Raw genomic sequence first — 18629 nt, forward strand, 5'->3', positions numbered from 1 at the left:
GCTTGCCGGAAGCTGTTAAGTTTTTCGCGGCTAGAGGCACGTCAGCATCGAAGGCAGCAAGGTGGTGACATCATGACGCGGGTGGTCGTGGTGGGCGATCTCATGACCGACGCGGTCGCGCGGGCTCGCTACCCGCTGGCCAGAGCCAGCGACACACCGGCGATCGTCACCATGCACGGCGGTGGTTCGGGGGCCAACATCGCCTCCTGGCTTGCCGTCGAGGGCACTGAAGTGGCTTTCATCGGGCGTCGCGGCGCCGATATCACCGGGCGTAACCGCGACATGGAGCTGATGGGTTACGGCGTCGACGCACGTCTTGTCATGGATCCCGAGCGGCCGACCGGCACCTGCGTGGTGCTCGTCACCCACAAGGGCGAGCGCACCATGCTGTCCGATCCGGGCGCGAACGCGGCGCTCTCCCCCGAGGACCTGCCCCGCGACCTGTTCTCCCACGCGGGCCACCTGCATCTGTCGGGCTACACCTTGATCAACGAGGGCTCTCGCGACGCCGGTCTCGCCGCCCTGGAGATGGCCCGCCGCGCGGGAATGTCCGTCTCGGTCGACTGCTCCTCCTCCGCTCCCCTGGAGCGCACCGGAGCCGAGCCGTTCCTGGAATGGACCCAGAGCGCCAAGCTGCTGTTCGCCAACGCCGACCAGGCCAAGGTCCTGACCGGCCGCGACGACCCGGCCGCCGCCGCGAAGGTGCTCACCGCCTGGTTCCCCCAGGTCGTCATCAAGCTCAACGACGAGGGCGCGCTGTGGTACACCAGCAATCGCCCCGAACCGATCAAGGTTCCCGCCAAGACCGTTGAGCGGGTGGTCGACGGCACCGGTGCCGGCGACGCCTTCACCGCGGGCTTCCTCCCCCCCTGGCTCGACGGCAAGCCCCCGGCGGAAGCCCTCGCCAACGGCTGCCACCTGGCCTCCAGGGCCATCTCCCACCTGGGCGCCCGCCCCCGCCTCTGAAGTCACCGGCGCCCCCGGACGCCGGATCTCGGTCGGGGAGCGCCGGACGACCACGCGTCCACCGGTCCTGACCCCGCGTTCCGCACGTGACCCCGATCGACCTGGGGCGATTACCCACAGCGCTGGATCAGATATGGCTGCTGACCTGCAACGATGTGGCACGTGCGGAAAACGGGCCTAGCTGGTGACCGCGAGGGCGAGCGGGAGGACCGCGGGGGCCCCGGCGTGGCGCAGCATGGCGGCTCCCAGTGTCATGGTCCAGCCGGTGTCGACGCGGTCGTCGACCAGCAGGACCGGACCGCCCGCCGCGGCGACGGCCGCGCCCAGGGCTGCGGGCATGGCGAGGGTGGACCTGATCGCCTGGACCCGCTGAGCGCTGTTGAACTGCCGTCCGGGCCGGCCCGACCGGTAACCCAGATCACCCAGATAGGACAGGCGGCCCACCTGGGCCAGCCGCTCGGCCAGGCTGCGGACCAGCTGGGGCCGGCTGCCCGAGGGCATCGCGACCACGCTGATCGGGCGCTGTGACCATTCCCAGGACGACAGCACCTTGATCACAGCGGCGAAGACGTCGTCGGGGACCGGGCCGTCGGGGGCTCCGTCGGCGAGAAGCCCCCTCAGACGGTTGCCCCAGCCGATGTCGGTGAGCCGGCCCAGCACCCGGCCGGGCTCGGCGCCCAGCTCGGGCTTGATCCGGCCCTTGAGGTCGGTCAGCCCGGTCGGCCACTGCTTGCGCGCCTCGATCTCCACCCCCGGCCGCTGCAGGCGCTCGGCCGCGCGCTCCACGGCCTGCGCCTCGACCTCCGGCGAGCGGTGGACTCCGGTGCAGTTGTCGCAGCGCCCGCACGGTTTGGCGGCGTCGTCGTCCAGGCGGTGGCGGAGGAACTCCTCGCGGCAGCCGGTGGTGTCGAGGTAGTCGAGCATGGCCTTCTGCTCGGCCTCTCGCTCGGCGGCGACCCGGGCGTAGCGGTCCGCGTCGTAACCCCACGGTTCGCCGGTGGCCTCCCAACCGCCCTTGACCCTGTGCACCGCGCCGTCCACGTCGAGGACCTTGAGCATGGTCTCCAGCCTGCTCCGGCTGAGATCCACCCGGTTCTCCAGGGCGGCCGTGGACAGCACCCCCCCTTCCTCCAGGGCGGCGAGCACGGTCCGCACCACCGGCTCGGGCGGGAAGGCCAGCGAGGCGAAATAGGCCCAGATCTCGCGGTCTTCCGCGCCGGGCAGCAGGATCACCTCGGCCCGTTCCACCCCGCGACCGGCCCGGCCGACCTGCTGGTAGTAGGCCACGGGAGACGGCGGCGCGCCCATGTGGATGACAAAGCCGAGGTCGGGCTTGTCGTACCCCATCCCCAGCGCCGAGGTGGCGACCAAAGCCTTGATCTTGTTGTCGAGCAGCGCCTGCTCGGCGGCGAGCCGCTCCGCCTGCTCGGTCTGCCCGGAGTAGGCGACCACCTCGTGACCCTGCTCACGCAGGTAGGCGGCGATCTCCTGGGCCGCGGCCACGGTGAGCGTGTAGATGATCCCCGAACCGGGGAGCTCGTGCAGCGTCTGGGCGAGCCAGGCCAGGCGCTGCTCGGCGCCGCGCAGGCGCACGACCCCGAGGTGAAGGCTCTCGCGCTCCAGCGCCCCGCGCAGGACGAGTGTCTCCTCGCCCATCTGCTCGGCGACGTCGCGGGTGACCCGGGCATTGGCCGTGGCGGTGGTGGCCAGGATCGGCACGCCCTCCGACAGCTCCTCGAACAAGGTGCGCAGCCGCCGGTAGTCAGGGCGGAAGTCATGGCCCCAGTCGGAGATGCAGTGCGCCTCGTCCACCACGATCAGGCCCGCGCTCTCGGCCAGCTCGGGCAGCACCTGGTCGCGGAAGTCGGGATTGTTGAGCCGCTCGGGGCTGACCAGCAGCACGTCGACCGTGCCCTCGGCGACCTGGTTGTAGATCTGTTCCCAGTCTTCCGGGTTGGCCGAGTTGATCGTTACCGCGTTGATCCCGGCCCGCTCGGCGGCGGCGATCTGGTTGCGCATCAGGGCCAGCAGGGGCGACACGATGACGGTCGGCCCCTCTCCCAGCTCGCGCAGGAGCGCGGTGGCGACGAAGTAAACGGCCGACTTGCCCCAGCCCGTGCGCTGCACCACGAGCACCCGGCTTCTCTCCATGACCAGCGCCTTGACCGCCGTCCACTGGTCCTCACGCAGCCGGGCGTGCTCTCCGGCGAGCGCACGCAGTCGCTCTTCGGCCTCTTCTCGCAGCATCTGCTCTTCGCTCACCGGTCATTGGTACCAGGTCCCGGTGACTATTTCCCCCTACTACGGCATGCGGGGTCGCGACGACACCGAACGGAGTGACCTGGGTCACACTGCGCGCAGAATGGTGTCGAATGGTGTCTTCCGCCGCCTTCCGCGGGCACGGAGGGATCGGCCGCGTTCCGCGCCATGGTTTGATGCATCTCACTATGGACGTCACCACCTGGTATCTCGAACAGACCTCACCTGCCGATCTGCTCGCCGCGAAGCAACCGGCGATCGAGGTCGGCGTCGTGCTCGCCGAAATGCCCTCGCCCGAGTTCAGCCGGTTCCTCAGCACGGCCGTCGGCGGAGAATGGCACTGGACCAATCGGCTACCGTGGACCTGGCAGCAGTGGGCGGACTGGCTGGACCGCGGTGTGGAGACCTGGGTGGCCTACCACCGCGGCACCCCGGCCGGATATGCCGAGTTGATGCCTCAGGACGACGCGACTGTTGAGATCACCTGTTTCGGCCTCCTGCCCTGGGCGATCGGCAAGGGCGTGGGCGGGCATCTGCTCGAGTTCACCGTGGCCCGCGCCTGGGATCTGGCCGAGCGGCAGCCGGACCGGGAGCCGACCCGGCGGGTGTGGCTGCACACCTGCTCCCTCGACAGCCCGGTGGCGCTCGCCAACTACCAGGCGCGGGGGTTCCGGATCTACGACAGCAAGATCAACGTTCCCGGAGACGAGTACGAAGGCGACACTCCCGGGCCCTGGCCCGGAGCGGGGCCCAGGCCTGCTCCGGCCCCCGGTGCCCCGTCCGATCGCCGGTAGCCGGGAGATCGGCCCGCAGACGGCCTTGAAGTGTCGGGTGCCCTGGGTATGGTATCGAGTCTCGGCATAATGTTCGGTTTCCCGGCCTGACGCTCCTCCAGAGCCGATGGCTACGGCTACACCACGCAGACAGAAGGAGGATGCGCTTCCCCCCGGCCTGAAGGCCGAGGTGCCCGCGCAGGAAATCAGATGGCTCGACGGACGACCACACCCCCGACTGACGAGGGCTTCGAGGAGCGGATCGTCGACATCGACGTTTCCACCGAGATGCGCACCAGCTTCCTCGAATACGCATACTCGGTCATCTATCAGCGCGCGCTGCCCGATGCCAGAGACGGCCTCAAGCCCGTCCAGCGCCGCATCCTCTACTCCATGAGCGAGATGGGCCTGCGCCCCGACCGGGGTCACGTCAAATCCTCGCGCGTCGTCGGCGACGTGATGGGCAAGCTGCACCCGCACGGCGACACCGCCATCTACGACGCGCTGGTCCGCATGGCGCAGCCGTTCTCGATGCGGCTTCCGCTGATCGACGGGCACGGCAACTTCGGCTCCCCCGACGACATGCCCGCCGCGATGCGTTACACCGAGGCCCGCCTGGCCTCGGCGGCCATGGCGATGGTGCAGTCGATCGACGAGGACACCGTCGACTTCAAGCCCAACTACGACGGCCAGGAGACCGAGCCCACGGTCATGCCGTCGGCTTTCCCGAACCTGCTGGTCAACGGGGCCACCGGTATCGCGGTCGGCATGGCGACCAACATGGCGCCGCACAACCTCGTCGAGGTCATCGCGGCCGCACGCCACCTGATCAAGAAGCCGGACGCGACCCTCGACGACCTGATGCGGTTCGTGCCGGGGCCCGACCTGCCCACCGGCGGCACGATCATCGGCCTGGACGGCATCCGCGACGCGTACACCAAGGGCCGGGGCACCTTCCGGATGCGCGCCAAGTGCGCCGTGGAGCAGGTCAGCCCCCGGCGCAAGGGCATCATCGTCACCGAGCTGCCGTTCAACGTCGGCCCCGAGCGCGTGGTCACCAAGATCAGAGAGCTGGTCACCGCCAAGAAGCTCCAGGGCATCTCCGACCTCAAGGACCTCAGCGACCGGCACAAGGGCCTCAGCCTGGTCATCGAGATCAAGAACGGCTTCATCCCCGAGGCCGTGCTGGAGGAGCTCTACCGGCTGACGCCGATGGAGGAGACCTTCGGCATCAACAACGTGGCGCTGGTCGACGGCCAGCCCCGCACGCTGGGCCTGCGCGAGCTGCTCCAGGTCTACGTGGACCACCGCATCAACGTGGTCCGCCGCCGCTCGGCCTACCGCCGGCGCAGGCGTGAGGAGCGCCTGCACCTGGTCGACGGTCTCGTCATCGCCCTGCTCAACATCGACGAGGTCATCCAGGTCATCCGTTCCTCGGAGAACTCCGCCCAGGCCCGCGAGCGCCTGATGGAGGTCTTCGAGCTTTCGGAGATCCAGGCCGCCTACATCCTCGACACCCCGCTGCGCCGCCTGACCCGCTTCGACAAGCTGGAACTCGACAACGAGAAGCGGGTTCTCCAGGAGGAGATCGCCGACCTGACCGCGATCCTGTCTTCGGACGACAAGCTCCGCAAGGTCGTCTCCGACGAGCTCGCCCAGGTCTCCAAGACCTTCGGCACGCCTCGCCGCACGGTGCTGCTGGAGTCCTCCGGCGTCACCAGGAACGCCATGGCGCCGCTGGAGGTGCCCGACGACCCGTGCCTGGTGCTGTTCTCCTCGACCGGCCTTCTCGCGCGCACCTCCGACGCCTCCTCGCTGGCCGGCGACGGTGAGCGCTCGGCCCACGACGTGCTGGTCTCCGCGGTGAGAAGCACGGTCAGGGGTGAGGTCGGCGTGGTCACCAACCAGGGCCGGATGATCCGGGTCCAGGTGGTCGACCTGCCGACGCTGCCTCGCTCGGTCAACCCGCCGTCGCTGTCCGGCGGACATCCCGTGTCCGAATATGTCACCTTCAACCCGGGTGAAACGGTTGTAGGCATCGGCTCGCTCGATCCTGACGGGCCCGGGCTGGCACTGGGCACGGCACAGGGCGTGGTCAAGCGGGTGGTCCCCGACTACCCGGCGAACCGCGACGACTTCGAGGTCATCGGGCTCAAGGACGGCGACACGGTGGTGGGGGCGGTGGAGCTGACCAGCGAGGATCACGACCTGGTCTTCGTCACCTCCGAAGCCCAGCTCCTGCGTTACCCCGCCTCCATCGTCCGTCCGCAGGGCCGTCCGGCGGGTGGCATGGCGGGCGTACGGCTCGACAACGACGCCACCGTGATCTGGTTCGGCGTGGTCGATCCGGCACGCGAGTCACAGGTCGTGACGATCGCCGGATCCTCCACCGCGCTGCCCGGCACCCAGATCGGCGGGGCCAAGATCTCCGACTTCACCGAATATCCGGCCAAGGGCCGTGGCACCGGCGGCGTTCGCGTCCAGCGGTTCCTCAAGGGCGAAGACGTGCTACTGCTCGCCTGGGTCGGCCCCGGCCCCGCCCGCGCGGTCTCGGCCGTCGGCAAGCCCGTGCCTCTCCCCGAGGAGCTGGGCCGGCGTGACGGCTCCGGAGTCCGGCTCACCCACACCGTGGCGGCCGTCGGCGGAGCCATCGGCGCCTTCGACGAACCCGCGCAGGACCCTCAGGCCCCACAGAGCCCTGAGATCGCGTAGGACCGTCAGTCCACGCAGAGGCAGAACGGATGCCCGGCTGGGTCGAGAAAGACGCGGAAACCGTCCTTCTCGCCCGGCTGGTGCGGGTGTTTGACCGCGCCCAGCGCCACCGTGGCCGCTTCTGCCTCGTCAAGGTCGTCCACGGTCACGTCGATGTGAAACTGCTGGGGCCGGTCGGCACTGGGCCAGACGGGCGGCTGGTGGTCCGGAGCCAGCTGGAAGCAGAGTCGTCCTGGATTTCCATCGGTGACCGTCACCCAGTCGTCCTCGACACTGGTGATCTCCCACCCCAGAAGGGCGCTGTAGAAGTCGGCCAGGCGCTTCGGGTCGGGACAGTCGAGAACGATCGACCGCATGCGGGCAATTGCCATGATTCCTCCAAATTTCAACACCGGTAAAGATCCTATGGCGGTGCCTACGGAAGCTCCAATCGCTTTTCGCGCCCCTCGGCTCGGAGTGCGCGAAACGCCCCGCCCCTGAGCGCGCAGCACGCCCCGGCCCCGGGGCCCGTCAAACGCCTCAGCCTTGGGACGCGCGGAACGCCTGCCCCAACGCCACCGCCGCATTCCTCATCCGATCACGCCGGTGCGCCCTGGAGAGCGAACCGGATCGCCATCAACAGCTGCCAGGGCTCTCCGGACTCCCAGAAACGGATCAGCCGGGCGACCTGATCGGTCGGCTGGAACTCGTCACAGCCGTGCGGGCCGAAGCATCCCGCCTCCGCGAGAGTGACCACGAACGGGTCGTCGTCGCTCAACGATCGGGCGTAGACCGCCGCGTCGAGGAGGGCCAGCGCCGAGCGGGCGTTGCGCCCCTCATCTCCGGCCTCCACCCGGTCCAGGCTTCGCCTACCCTGAGCGCGCAGATAGTCGGCCAGGGATTCGGTCCTGCTCATTGCCCTCTCCACACTTTCACACCGTGCATCACAACATCATCACTCAGAGTGAGCATCGATGGTGGGACCTTCGTGAAGACACCCCGAAAAGAGGACCCGGAAATTCCCACGAAATGGGCATGAGGGATTATTGGTCTCGTTCATTCCGCTGACCAAGAGGTGTTCATGTGAGTGTCTTCGACGACCTGCTGGCCGCGAACGAGGACTTCTCCGCCGCATTCACCGATGCGGAGCTGACCGGCAAGGCGGCCCGCGGCCTAGCAGTGGTGACCTGCATGGACTCGCGGATCGACCCGCTGGGACTGTTCGGCCTGAAGCCCGGTGACGCCAAGATCCTGCGTAACGCCGGAGCCCGGGTGACCGACGACGTGCTGCGGACGCTCGTCCTGGCGGTCTACCTGCTGGGCGTCAAGCGGGTGCTGGTCATGCCGCACACGGACTGTGGCATGTCGAAGGCCACCGACGACGACGTGCACAAGCTCGCCGCCCAGCACGGCGTCGACACCCGGAGCCTGGAGTTTCACACCGTCCCCGACCAGAACGCCGCCCTGCGCCACGACCTCAGGCGCATCGGGACCAGCCCGTTCTTGCCCGCGGACCTGCCCGTGGGCGGCGCGATCTACGACGTGCGCACCGGAAAGCTGATGCCGATCGAGATGTGGACCGGGCGCGGGCAGGCTTCCCCGCCCCTCGATCCCGGCGACACGACCCGCTAGGCCCATTTTCCGCACGTGCCATGTCGTTGCAGGTCAGCAGCTACATCTGATCCAACGCCGTGGGTAGTCGCCCCAGGCCGGTCGGGGTCACGTGCGGAATGCGGGGCTAGGCGTCGATGTGGTCGCGGTCGACCTCGGCCGCGCTGCCCACGATGAACTCCCGGCGCGGGGCCACGTCGCTGCCCATCAGGAGGTCGAAGATGCGCTCGGCCTCCTGGATGTCCTCGATCTGGACCCGGCGAAGAGTCCGGTGGCGAGGCTCCATGGTCGTCTCGGCCAGCTGGTCTGCGTCCATCTCGCCCAGGCCCTTGTAACGCTGGACCGGATCCTTCCAGCGCTTGCCCCGGCGCTCCAGGTCGCGCAGGACCCGGTGCAGCTCCGCGTCGGAGTAGCAGTAGACGTATTTGTTCTGACCGCGACCGGGGTTGGTGACCTCGATCCGGTGCAGCGGCGGGACGGCGGCGAAGACGCGGCCGGCCTCGACCATCGGCCTCATGTAGCGGTGGAACAGGGTGAGCAGCAGGCAGCGGATGTGAGCGCCGTCGACGTCGGCGTCGGCCATCAGGATGACCTTGCCGTAACGGGCCGCCTCGATGTCGAAGGAGCGGCCGGAGCCCGCGCCGATGACCTGGATGATCGCGGCACACTCGGTGTTCTTGAGCATGTCGGCGACGGACGCCTTCTGCACGTTCAGGATCTTGCCGCGGATCGGCAGCAGCGCCTGGAACTCCGAGTCGCGGGCAGCGCGGGCGGTGCCCAGCGCCGAGTCACCCTCGACGATGAACAGCTCGCTGCGGTCCACCTCGTCGCTGCGGCAGTCGACCAGCTTGGCCGGGAGCGCGGAGTTTTCCAGGGCGGTCTTGCGCCGCTGGTTGTCACGGTGCTCACGGGCGGCGACGCGGGCCTTGGCCGCTGCGGCGATCTTCTCCAGGACCGCGCGCAGCTGCTGCTTGGCACCGCGCGGAAGGTTGGTGAAGAGCTCCTTGAGCTCTCGCGCGACGACGTGGGCGACGATCCTGGAGGCCGCCGAGGTGCCCAGGACCTCCTTGGTCTGCCCCTCGAACTGCGGCTCGGGCACCCGGACGGTCACCACTCCGGTGAGGCCCTCCATGATGTCCTCGCGGGTGACCGGGGCATCGCCGTTCTTCAGCAGGCGGGTCTCACGCAACTGCTCGTTCAGCGTGCGGACGAGGGCCCGCTCGAAACCGTTGATGTGAGTGCCGCCCTTGGGGGTGGCGATCACGTTGACGAAGGACCGGATGGTGCTGTCGTAGCCCTTGCCCCAGCGCAGCGCGACGTCCACGGTGAGCTCGCGCTGGACCTCGGTGGCGGTCATGTGCCCAAGATCGTCGAGGACCGGCACGGTCTCGTGGAAGTGGCCGACGCCCTGCAGGCGCAGCACGTCACAGACCGCCTCGTCACGGGCGAGGAACTCGGTGAACTCCGAGATGCCGCCGTCGAAGTGGAACTCCTCCTCGGCGGCCTCCTCACCGCGGCTGTCACGCACGGCCAGGGTCAGGCCGGGGACCAGGAACGCGGTCTGACGGAGGCGGACGTGGATCTCGTCGAGGGAGACCTCGGCATCGGGCAGGAAGATCTGGTGGTCCACCCAGAAGCGGACGCGGGTGCCGGTGACCTTGCGGGCGAGTTTGCCGCCGTCGCGCAGCCCGGACTTCTTCTTGAACTTGGCCGTGGGCCCGTTGCCGTCGAAGACGCCGGGGACTCCCCGGCGGAAGCTGATCTCATGGATCTGGCCACCGCGGTCGACCTCGACGTCCAGCCGCGAGGACAGGGCGTTGACCACCGAGGCGCCGACGCCGTGCAGGCCGCCGGAGGCGCCGTAGGAGCCGCCTCCGAACTTCCCGCCGGCGTGGAGCTTGGTGTAGACGAGCTCGACTCCCGCCAGGCCGCTCTTGGGCTCGATGTCCACCGGGATGCCACGGCCGTTGTCACGGACCTCGATCGAACCGTCGGCGTGGAGCTCGACCTCGATGCGGTCGCAGTGACCGGCCAGGGCCTCGTCGACCCCGTTGTCCACGATCTCCCAGAGGCAGTGCATGAGGCCACGGCTGTCGGTGGACCCGATGTACATGCCCGGACGCTTGCGAACGGCTTCGAGACCCTCCAGCACCGACAGATGACGAGCCGTATAACCCGCCTCCGCGCTAACTGCGGTCACAGCCACTCCCACTCTGCTCGAACACGTGTGCGCAGCTTACCGTTCTTCCCACCGCTGCGCGTACAAGCTTGCCATCAGGTGGCCAACAGTGTTACATCCGGCGTGATCACCCTTACCTCCGGGGCTTTCCGCTCTCGGCGTAGTGGGGGGTCGGTTGGGAACGTTCGTATCGGGTTAGATGTTCTCTCAAGTGACTGACGCCAGATCCTCCACTTGGGGATGACCTGAAAGGCGATACGTGACTGGAACTCTCGCCCCCGCCAAGCAGCTAACGGCCGCGGACCGCTGCGACCGGTGCGGCGCCCAGGCTTACATCCGCGCGACCCTGCCCATAGGTGGGGAGCTGTTGTTCTGCGCCCACCACGGGCGGCAGCACATAGCCGTGCTGCGGGACAAGGGCGCCAACATCCAGGACGAGTCGGCGCGTCTCAGCGACGCTCCTTCGGCTGCGACCAACGATGAATAGGTAGGTGCAGGAGTCATCGGACCCGGTAGCGATATCGGCCCGACACCGTGAGGTCCTGCCGCTCCTAGAGCGGCCGGGTCACGGTGTTCGCCTCCACCACGACTAAATATGCCCGCCAGACGTACCCTGCCCTCGCGCATACGAGAGCAGGGCACGCTATATCTCCCGTTGATGGCCCGGGTGCCGCGCGCGCGGCACCACAGCCATAAAACAAGATCTCGGTTCCGCTTCACGGCCTCCTGCCCCAACGAGGCGTGGACGGCAGGCGTGCCGATGAGGATGTGCGTGGCCGTCCTCAGGCCGCCGACACCGAATTCCCCGTTCACGCTTCGAGATTTTCCGCTCACGCTGCGCGGTCGTCGCACGCGTTTTTCCACCCGCGTTCCATCAGGCCTTGAGCCGTTCCTGGGTGAGCCATGCCCACGAGAGCGCTCAGCCCGCTCGGTCACATCGCCGGCGGCGCGCAGAACCCGTCTCTCCGCGTTCGTCCGGTGAATCGCCGGCCAGGAGCGGTCGACAGGACGGTCAAAAACCCTGTTGATCACGCTGAAGGACGCTGAAGGACTCCGGCCGCCTCTCACCGCACTACGCTCGGCGACTGTGCTGATTGTGCTGCCTCCGTCGGAGGGAAAGGCCCCGCTTGGCGACGGCCCCGCCCTTAACCTGTCCCAACTGAGTTTTTCCTCCCTGAACGCGCCCCGGGAGATCGTTCTGGACTCGCTCGGCGCACTGTGCGAAGGCGCCGAGGCTCAGGTCGTTCTCGGACTGTCGCCGGGACAGCTCGGTGAGATCGGCAAGAACCAGATCCTGCGGACCGCCCCCACGTTGAAGGCCGCCGATCTCTACACCGGCGTGCTCTACGAAAATCTCGGCCTGGCCTCCCTGTCCCCCGAGGCGTCCGGGCGGGCGGCGGAGAGCCTGTTGATCTTCTCCGGGCTCTGGGGCCTGCTGCGGATCACCGACCGGGTGCCACCGTACCGGCTCTCCATGGGAGTGAAACTGCCGTCGCTCGGTGGGCTGGGCTCCTACTGGCGCCGGTCGATCACCCCGGTTCTCGACGCCGAGCCCGGTCTGATCGTAGATCTGCGCTCCAGCACCTATGCCGCGGCGTGGCGGCCCGGTGACCGTGCGGTGACGGTGCGAGTGCTCAGGGACGGCAAGGTCGTCAGCCACATGGCCAAGGCCACTCGCGGTGCGATCGCCCGCTCCCTGCTGGAGGAGGGCACAGACCCCCAGACTCCCGGAGAACTCGCCAAGATCCTGGACCACCTGGGCCACTCCGTCGCCCTCGAACCGCCTCCGAGCGGTAGAGGATCGTGGACACTTAGCGTCAAAGTGTGACATATGACGCATTTATCAAAGCCGGAGGCATACAGGGCACGCCCCTGCCGAAAGCTCACCGCGCGCCGCGGCGGTCTCCCGATCTCCTCCGGGACGCACGGAGAGCTCTCCCCAGAACGCCCGGAGAGCGCACCCCTTACCGGAAACCTCCACGCCGAAAGGTTTCCTGGGCGCTCACACAGGAACGACGTTGAGCCGGCCGCAGGCCCGCAGAAACTGCTGAGCCGGATCACCGAGATAGGACCACGGCAGCCGGCTCACCCTGCCTCCGGTCCGCATGAGGTGCCCGCGTGCGGGCCGCCGCAGGTCAGCCAGGTAGAAGGCGGCTCCGAACAGGTTGTGGGCCTCCACCGCCCGTGGATGTCCGCCCCTGCCCAGCCAGCGACCCGCGTGTGAGACGACCTCGCGCAGCGCCTCGTCCGAGAACCAGCCTCCCCGCGACATCGGCGAGCGCTCGGCTGCCACCTGCTCGAAATGCGCCAGGGGCAGCAGCGCGGGCATCGGGTCGCCGTCCGGCGCCTGCGAGACGGCTTGCCTGACAAACCCCAGCATCTCCTGTGCGCTGCCTCCCCAGGCGGGAGAGAGCGTCATCAACCGGGCCACGTGGGCCGGAAAGAGCGTCGGATAACGGCGAACGGCCTCGAACCAGGCCGCGTCCTTCTCCTGACGCGGGCGGTCGAGGCCGAGACAGAACCACATCATCGACTCCCAGGGCACCGGATCGGACGGTGCGAGCGCCGCAGCGGCGAGGAGCGGATGCCTGGCCGACTCCATCGCCTGCTGGAAGGCCTGCAGGCGCTGCGCCTGCACGGCTCTCGCCTTCACATCCGGTTTGAGCGCCCAGGCCTCCTCGATGCGAGTACGGCCCAGCCACAGCCAGAGATCGGGATTGCCCTGGTCGCGGCTTGTCAGCGCCTCGATGCTCCGGCTGAAGCCGACAGCGGCCTTGGCCAGTGCCTCGACCCTGAGTGCCCGGCTCTCCGGATCTCCTCGCGTCGCACCGAGCGCGACCGTCCCGGCCTCGAAAATCTTTCGGCGCACCGCGGCGACCGCGTCGTCGAGCATTGCGTCCGCCCACGGGCGATCAATGATCACCCGCGGCCCCCGGGCGCGAATCCTGTCCATTTCGGCCACACCCATGGGGCGGGAGCCTAGAAGCCCGTCCCACACTCCGTGCTACCGGGCTGTTACAGCTGCGTTAACGACGGCAGGGCCCACGCCAGATGGCGTGGGCCCTGCCGTCGTTGAATCTCAGTCCAGGTAGTCGCGCAGAACCTGGGACCGGGACGGGTGGCGAAGCTTGGACATGGTCTTGGACTCGATCTGCCGGATGCGCTCACGCGTCACCCCGTAGACCTTGCCGATCTCGTCGAGAGTCTTGGGCTGACCATCGGTGAGACCGAACCGCATCGAGACCACGCCCGCCTCACGTTCGGACAGCGTGTCCAGAACGGAGTGGAGTTGCTCCTGCAGAAGCGTGAAGCTGACCGCGTCGGCCGGGACGATCGCCTCGGAGTCCTCGATGAGGTCACCGAACTCGCTGTCGCCCTCCTCACCCAGAGGGGTGTGCAGGGAGATCGGCTCACGACCGTACTTCTGGACCTCGACGACCTTCTCAGGGGTCATGTCGAGCTCGCGGGCCAGCTCCTCGGGAGTGGGCTCGCGACCGAGATCCTGCAGCATCTGCCGCTGGACACGGGCCAGCTTGTTGATCACTTCGACCATGTGGACCGGGATGCGGATGGTCCGCGCCTGGTCGGCCATGGCTCGGGTGATCGCCTGCCGGATCCACCACGTGGCGTAGGTGGAGAACTTGTAACCCTTGGTGTAGTCGAACTTCTCGACCGCGCGGATCAGGCCCAGGTTGCCCTCCTGGATCAGGTCCAGGAAGAGCATGCCGCGGCCGGTGTAGCGCTTGGCCAGCGAGACCACGAGACGGAGGTTGGCCTCCAGCAGGTGGTTCTTGGCCCGGCGGCCGTCCTCGGCGATCCACTCCAGCTCGGCGCGCACATCGACCGGAAGCGTCTCGCCGTCGGTGCCCAGCTGCTCCTCGGCGAACAGGCCGGCCTCGATGCGCTTGGCGAGCTCGACCTCCTGCTCGGCGTTGAGCAGCGGGACCTTGCCGATCTGCTTGAGGTAGTCCTTGACCGGGTCGGCGGTGGCGCCGGCGGCGGCGACCTGCGGCACAGGAGCGTCGTCGTCGTCGTCGGAGAGAATGAGGACCTCGTCCTCGTTCTGCTCGACGACCACGACCTTGGGCGCTTCCTCGGCCTCGGCCTCAACCTCTACTTCGACCTCAACCTCGACTTCGACCTCAACCTCGGCCACGGCCTCCAGGTCGAAGTCCTCGAGCTCGACATCCTCGAGCTCGACGTCCTCATCGTCCTCGCCCAAGGCCGACTTCGGCTTCGGGTCGGACTTCGGGGCAGCCGCCTCGGGCCCGGCCTTCTTGGGCGGGGCGGGAACCGGCTTCTTGGCAGCCGGGGCGACCTTCTTGGCCGGGGTCGCCGGCTTCTTGGCCGCGGGCGTGGGCTCGGAGCCGCTGACGACCGCGGTGACGGTCTCCGGCTGCTCCTTGGCCGCCGCGGCGGTCTTGGTCTTCTTAACTGTGGCGGGAACGGCGGGGGCACGGCGCTTGGTCGAAGTCCGGGACTTCTTGGGAGCCGCGGAGTCCTCAGCGGTCAGTCTTACCGTGATGCCCTCTTTGCTGAGGCTGCGCAGTATTCCAGCGACCTGCGCCATCGGAATGTCCGCTTCCTCGACGGCCTTGCGGACATCCTCGGACTCGAGGAACCCCTGCGAGCGCCCCCGCTCCATCAGCTGCTGAATGACGGGCTCGTTCAGCTCGGATGGCTTCGAGCGAGTCGAACTTGCAGGCGACACGAACACCTCTCGAAGGAAAGCGTGACGAGAATGGACCCAGATGCCCAACTAGGGGCAGTTAGCTCTAGTTGTAATTAGCGAGGCCGCGCGAACCGCGACGCACCTGTCCAGCATTGTGGCATGACACCGTGATCCATACGGCCGCCTCCTGGCGGTTGTCCTCCACCCTAGGCCGACCAAGAGAGTAGTGCGTACGTAAGCGAGGCACCGATACCCGAAAGCAACCGTTATGACTGATTCATTCAGTCACTCTTCGTGGCTGGAGGAACATGAATCGCGAGCACCGTGACGTCGTCATCCTGCTCATATCCCGACAGCATCCGATCCACCAGGAAATCCAGCAACATATGCGGGCTTCCGACGACTTCGGGTGGCGCTTCGGTCACAACAGAGCAAAGTTCCGCGAGTCCGGCATCGAGCCCACGCTTCCTGTTCTCGACCAGACCGTCTGAATACAGGACAGCGGTGTGACCAGGAGGAACGCAGAACCGGAACTGCCTGCGGCTCGTGGGCCAGCCGAGCGGCGTGCCCGGCTCACCGTCGCACAGCAGCGGCACGCCCTGCGGTGAGACGAGCAGAGGCGGCGGGTGGCCGGCCAGCGCCAGCGTGCCCTCTCCGGTGCCGGGCTCGACCACCATGTAGGCGAGGGTGGTGACCTGCTCCTCCTCCTCGGTGGCCTCGAAGACCCGGTCCAGGCCGGTGAGAACCGCCGCGGGCGGCGGATTGGTCAGTGCCAGGGCCCGCATGGCGTTGCGGATCCTGCCCATCCCGGCCGCGGCCTTGACTCCCTTGCCCATGACGTCGCCGACCACCGCCGCGACCCGGCCGTCCTGCAGCACGAACGCGTCGTACCAGTCGCCACCGACCTGCACGTGACGGCTTCCCGAGCGGAAGCGCTGGGCCAGCACCAGGCCGCGCACCACCGGCAGGCGATCGGGCAGCAGGCTGCGCTGGAGCGTCTCGGCGGTGCGATGCTCCCGCTCGAACAGGGTGGCCCGCTCCACGGCCAGAGCGCACTGCCCGGCGAGCGCCTCCAGGAAGACGCCGTCCTCCTGAGAGATCTTCTGGGGTCTGGTGAAGGAGAAGCGCAGCGCGCCGAGCGCGCGCCCCGCGGCCAGCAGCGGCAGGCCCACCCAGGCCCGCTCATCGCTGTGGGCGATGAAGCTGGTGACGGTCTCCTCCTCGCCTCCCGCGTCCACAAGCTGGGACCTCAGGCTCTCGGGGGACTCGGCGAAGACCGGGCGGCGGCTGTTCACCGCCATGGTCATCACGCTGGAGTGCGACAGCGGGATCTCCTCACCCGGCGCGCCGGGCACATCGGGGATGCCGCCGCTGTTGACCAGCTTCAGGGCGGCCCTGTCGATGTCGAGGAGTGCCACGGCCGACCTGTCGGCCGCCAGTGCCGTACGGCCCACGTCGATGATGACCTGGACGACCTGCTCGACGGTGAGCGCCTCGGCGAGCATCGCCGTGGCGCCCTGGAGCCGGGCGGTCCGCAGGGCGGCGGCGCCGAGCTGATCGGTCAGCCGCCCGCGCATCTCCTCGGCCTCGCGCTGCGGGGTGACGTCGGTGTTCGCGCCCACCCACTCGACCACCCGGCCGTGCCGGATGATCGGGACCGCGCGCACCTCGAAGTGGCGATAGCCGCTGGATCGGGTGCGGACGCGGTAACTCCACTCGAACATGGTCCGGCCGCGCAGCGCGTCGCGCCACGCCTCCTCGGTGTGGGGGCGATCATCGGGATGAACGGCCTCCAGCCAGCCGTGGGTGAGGTATTCCTCAAGTCCCTGGCCGGTGATGGCGCGCCACTGCGGCGCGTCCTCCATGACGACCCCGGTCGGCGCGGTGATCCACACGAGCTGGGACTGGGCCTCGACCAGCGAGCGGTAACGCTCCTCGCTGCGCCGCAGATCCTCTTCGACCTGCCTGCTGTCGGTGATGTTCACACCGATGAGGCAGACCGCGCGGAGCGTGCCCTTGTCGTCGTGGACCGGGGAGAACGTCAGCGACCAGTGATGGGTCTCCCCGTCGGCCGTGCGCACCCGGATCCGCTGATCGCCGTCGACCTCGGAGCCTTCCGCGATGCCACGGACAGAGCCCTCGATGAGCGCGGTGAGATCGGCGGAGAGCAACTCGCCCGGAGCCCGGCCGACCAGACGCTCGACGGAGAGCCCGACCACGTCGGCGAAGACCTCGTCGACCCGCTGGAAACGACCGGCGGGGTCGAAGAACGCGAAGGCGAACGGTGACTGCGACAGCAAGCCCTGTAACAGCCCGGAGTCTGAGATGTCCACACCCGACTCCCGGGGACGGGGCACGGAGGTTTCGGCGCTCATGGTCGGCACCTCCGTCGCGTGCCAGGGTCTCCCACGAGGCACATCTCCAAACTTGCGAATTGGCGTAGCGCGGCTCCGGGGGACCGGATCCTGCAGTACATCATCAGCGATGGGTGTGTGCGGACGGAAGCCCCGCCCATGATGAGGTCGGCGCATCCCTCGAACGTCTTCGGCCCGGGGCCCGGGGGTTCCACGCTAACGCGCCGGGGCGCCGGCATGGGCATCCGCCGGCCGGCACTGCGCCGGAGCCGGATGGTGACGCTGTCTCCCGCCGCATCCGCCCCCTTTCCGAGGCCGAGGCAATCTAACGCCCTGATGCGAGAAGCCCGGATCGGGATCTTCCCGCGTGCTCGGCGTCATGGCTCTCGCCGGCCTTGCGCCGCCCAGAACCTGACGCTGCTCCCACCGTGTTCGCGACCGCCGGCGCGATCATCGCCGACGCCTTAAACGTTTGCGGCCAGGACCCTAGCAGGATCGAGCCGGACCGTCCCGGCAACTGCCGACCTCGTCTCCATCGGCAGCCCCGGCAAGATCAGGCTACTGACTCCTTGTCCGTTTGGCTCCCTCTTCGATGACACCGGCCCGCTCCCCTGTAGCCAAGTTGAGTCAAGTTAAGTTGTCAGCTTCCCATATCACTCCCTCGGAGGGTTGACACTTACGGGATAAGTTGTGGAATGAGAACGCACGTCCCGGCCGTCTCCCTAGGGGTCATCCCCCCGGAAAACCGGAGGAATGCGACACTCATGCCTGCTCTCGCCATCCGCTCCACCGGCGGCACGACGACGTTCCACGAGCCGGTGAGCGCCCATCTGGCCGCTGAGTTTCTCACTGTTCCCGCGTCCACCGTGGATCGATGCGTGGCCGAAGTCCGGGCCTGCGCCGAGCACCTCGGCATCAGGGCGACACCCGAAGTGATCGAACGTGTGGCGCGCGAGCATTTGCTCGCCCTTGTCAACTCCGCGCCGCCGCCCCGAAGTCCCCGGTAGCATCGGGGGCACCCGGCCGTCTTCTACGCACCGTTTGGCCCGGGAATGCGAGAAGGTTGGGGCGTGAGCGAGCGAAGCGAACGGGCCAATCAGCGCGGCGGCAGCGGCGACAGGCTC

Annotated in this window: 14 protein-coding genes; 7 read left to right on the forward strand and 7 right to left on the reverse strand. The window is 68.2% G+C overall.

All coding sequences use genetic code 11. The annotated features are described in order from the left end of the window. Positions 1 to 72: 72 nt before the first annotated feature. Complete coding sequence (locus DKM19_RS34545; protein WP_110701582.1) at positions 73 to 966, forward strand: carbohydrate kinase family protein; 894 nt, start codon at positions 73 to 75, stop codon at positions 964 to 966. 177 nt (positions 967 to 1143) lie between these two features. Here DKM19_RS34545 and DKM19_RS34550 read toward each other — a convergent pair whose 3' ends face one another. Then, positions 1144 to 3213, reverse strand: a complete 2070-nt coding sequence (locus tag DKM19_RS34550; RefSeq protein WP_110706196.1) for an ATP-dependent DNA helicase RecQ — start codon at positions 3211 to 3213, stop codon at positions 1144 to 1146. Positions 3214 to 3413: 200 nt separating this feature from the next. Between DKM19_RS34550 and DKM19_RS34555 the strand changes: the two genes are divergently transcribed. After that, complete coding sequence (locus DKM19_RS34555; protein ID WP_110701584.1) at positions 3414 to 4019, forward strand: GNAT family N-acetyltransferase; 606 nt, start codon at positions 3414 to 3416, stop codon at positions 4017 to 4019. Between the two features lie 189 nt (positions 4020 to 4208). Beyond that, the gene (locus DKM19_RS34560) at positions 4209 to 6710 is read left to right on the forward strand and encodes a DNA topoisomerase (ATP-hydrolyzing) subunit A (protein ID WP_110701586.1); all 2502 of its coding nucleotides are present in this window, start codon (positions 4209 to 4211) and stop codon (positions 6708 to 6710) included. A gap of 5 nt (positions 6711 to 6715) precedes the next feature. On the opposite strand, the gene DKM19_RS34565 is transcribed toward DKM19_RS34560, so the two are convergent. Both DKM19_RS34565 and DKM19_RS34570 read right to left on the reverse strand, forming a co-directional pair. Next, a complete protein-coding gene (locus DKM19_RS34565; RefSeq protein WP_110701588.1) occupies positions 6716 to 7081 on the reverse strand; it encodes a VOC family protein in 366 nt (121 codons plus the stop codon). Positions 7082 to 7287: 206 nt separating this feature from the next. Continuing rightward, positions 7288 to 7605 carry a hypothetical protein gene (locus DKM19_RS34570; RefSeq protein WP_110701590.1) on the reverse strand — a complete coding sequence of 106 codons (318 nt, stop codon included), beginning with the start codon at positions 7603 to 7605 and terminating at the stop codon, positions 7288 to 7290. A gap of 167 nt (positions 7606 to 7772) precedes the next feature. Between DKM19_RS34570 and DKM19_RS34575 the strand changes: the two genes are divergently transcribed. Then, positions 7773 to 8321, forward strand: a complete 549-nt coding sequence (locus DKM19_RS34575; RefSeq protein ID WP_110701592.1) for a carbonic anhydrase — start codon at positions 7773 to 7775, stop codon at positions 8319 to 8321. A gap of 106 nt (positions 8322 to 8427) precedes the next feature. Here DKM19_RS34575 and DKM19_RS34580 read toward each other — a convergent pair whose 3' ends face one another. After that, the gene (locus DKM19_RS34580) at positions 8428 to 10500 is read right to left on the reverse strand and encodes a type IIA DNA topoisomerase subunit B (RefSeq protein ID WP_204358369.1); all 2073 of its coding nucleotides are present in this window, start codon (positions 10498 to 10500) and stop codon (positions 8428 to 8430) included. A gap of 238 nt (positions 10501 to 10738) precedes the next feature. On the opposite strand from DKM19_RS34580, the gene DKM19_RS34585 reads away from it, so the two are divergent. Then, positions 10739 to 10966: a hypothetical protein gene (locus DKM19_RS34585; RefSeq protein WP_110701596.1), complete on the forward strand. Its 228-nt coding sequence runs from the start codon at positions 10739 to 10741 to the stop codon at positions 10964 to 10966. A gap of 600 nt (positions 10967 to 11566) precedes the next feature. Then, entirely contained in the window at positions 11567 to 12307 is a 741-nt protein-coding gene (locus DKM19_RS34590) for a YaaA family protein (protein WP_110706197.1), read from the forward strand. Positions 12308 to 12481: 174 nt separating this feature from the next. Here the strand turns inward: DKM19_RS34590 and DKM19_RS34595 are convergent, their stop codons facing one another. The 3 genes from DKM19_RS34595 to DKM19_RS34605 all read right to left on the reverse strand — a co-directional run bounded on the left by DKM19_RS34595 (position 12482) and on the right by DKM19_RS34605 (position 17526). Beyond that, on the reverse strand, positions 12482 to 13447 hold the full coding sequence (locus DKM19_RS34595) for a hypothetical protein (protein ID WP_110701598.1): 966 nt from the start codon (positions 13445 to 13447) through the stop codon (positions 12482 to 12484). Between the two features lie 111 nt (positions 13448 to 13558). Then, positions 13559 to 15190, reverse strand: coding sequence for an RNA polymerase sigma factor (locus tag DKM19_RS34600; protein ID WP_110706198.1), 1632 nt, complete (start codon positions 15188 to 15190; stop codon positions 13559 to 13561). A 242-nt stretch (positions 15191 to 15432) separates the two neighbouring features. Next, entirely contained in the window at positions 15433 to 17526 is a 2094-nt protein-coding gene (locus DKM19_RS34605) for a SpoIIE family protein phosphatase (RefSeq protein WP_110701600.1), read from the reverse strand. 743 nt (positions 17527 to 18269) lie between these two features. On the opposite strand from DKM19_RS34605, the gene DKM19_RS34610 reads away from it, so the two are divergent. Next, positions 18270 to 18512, forward strand: a complete 243-nt coding sequence (locus DKM19_RS34610; protein ID WP_110701602.1) for a hypothetical protein — start codon at positions 18270 to 18272, stop codon at positions 18510 to 18512. The last annotated feature ends 117 nt before the right edge of the window (positions 18513 to 18629 follow it).

It is taken from the genome of Streptosporangium sp. 'caverna', from assembly GCF_003203775.1.
Lineage (GTDB): Bacteria > Actinomycetota > Actinomycetes > Streptosporangiales > Streptosporangiaceae > Streptosporangium > Streptosporangium subroseum.

Bases quoted from the DNA above. Each gene is read 5' to 3' on its own strand.
- DKM19_RS34545 (WP_110701582.1), top strand. From the start codon at position 73: ATGACGCGGGTGGTCGTGGTGGGCGATCTCATGACCGACGCGGTCGCG.
- DKM19_RS34550 (WP_110706196.1), bottom strand. From the start codon at position 3,213: ATGCTGCGAGAAGAGGCCGAAGAGCGACTGCGTGCGCTCGCCGGAGAG.
- DKM19_RS34555 (WP_110701584.1), top strand. From the start codon at position 3,414: ATGGACGTCACCACCTGGTATCTCGAACAGACCTCACCTGCCGATCTG.
- DKM19_RS34560 (WP_110701586.1), top strand. From the start codon at position 4,209: ATGGCTCGACGGACGACCACACCCCCGACTGACGAGGGCTTCGAGGAG.
- DKM19_RS34565 (WP_110701588.1), bottom strand. From the start codon at position 7,081: ATGGCAATTGCCCGCATGCGGTCGATCGTTCTCGACTGTCCCGACCCG.
- DKM19_RS34570 (WP_110701590.1), bottom strand. From the start codon at position 7,605: ATGAGCAGGACCGAATCCCTGGCCGACTATCTGCGCGCTCAGGGTAGG.
- DKM19_RS34595 (WP_110701598.1), bottom strand. From the start codon at position 13,447: ATGGGTGTGGCCGAAATGGACAGGATTCGCGCCCGGGGGCCGCGGGTG.
- DKM19_RS34605 (WP_110701600.1), bottom strand. From the start codon at position 17,526: ATGAGCGCCGAAACCTCCGTGCCCCGTCCCCGGGAGTCGGGTGTGGAC.
- DKM19_RS34610 (WP_110701602.1), top strand. From the start codon at position 18,270: ATGCCTGCTCTCGCCATCCGCTCCACCGGCGGCACGACGACGTTCCAC.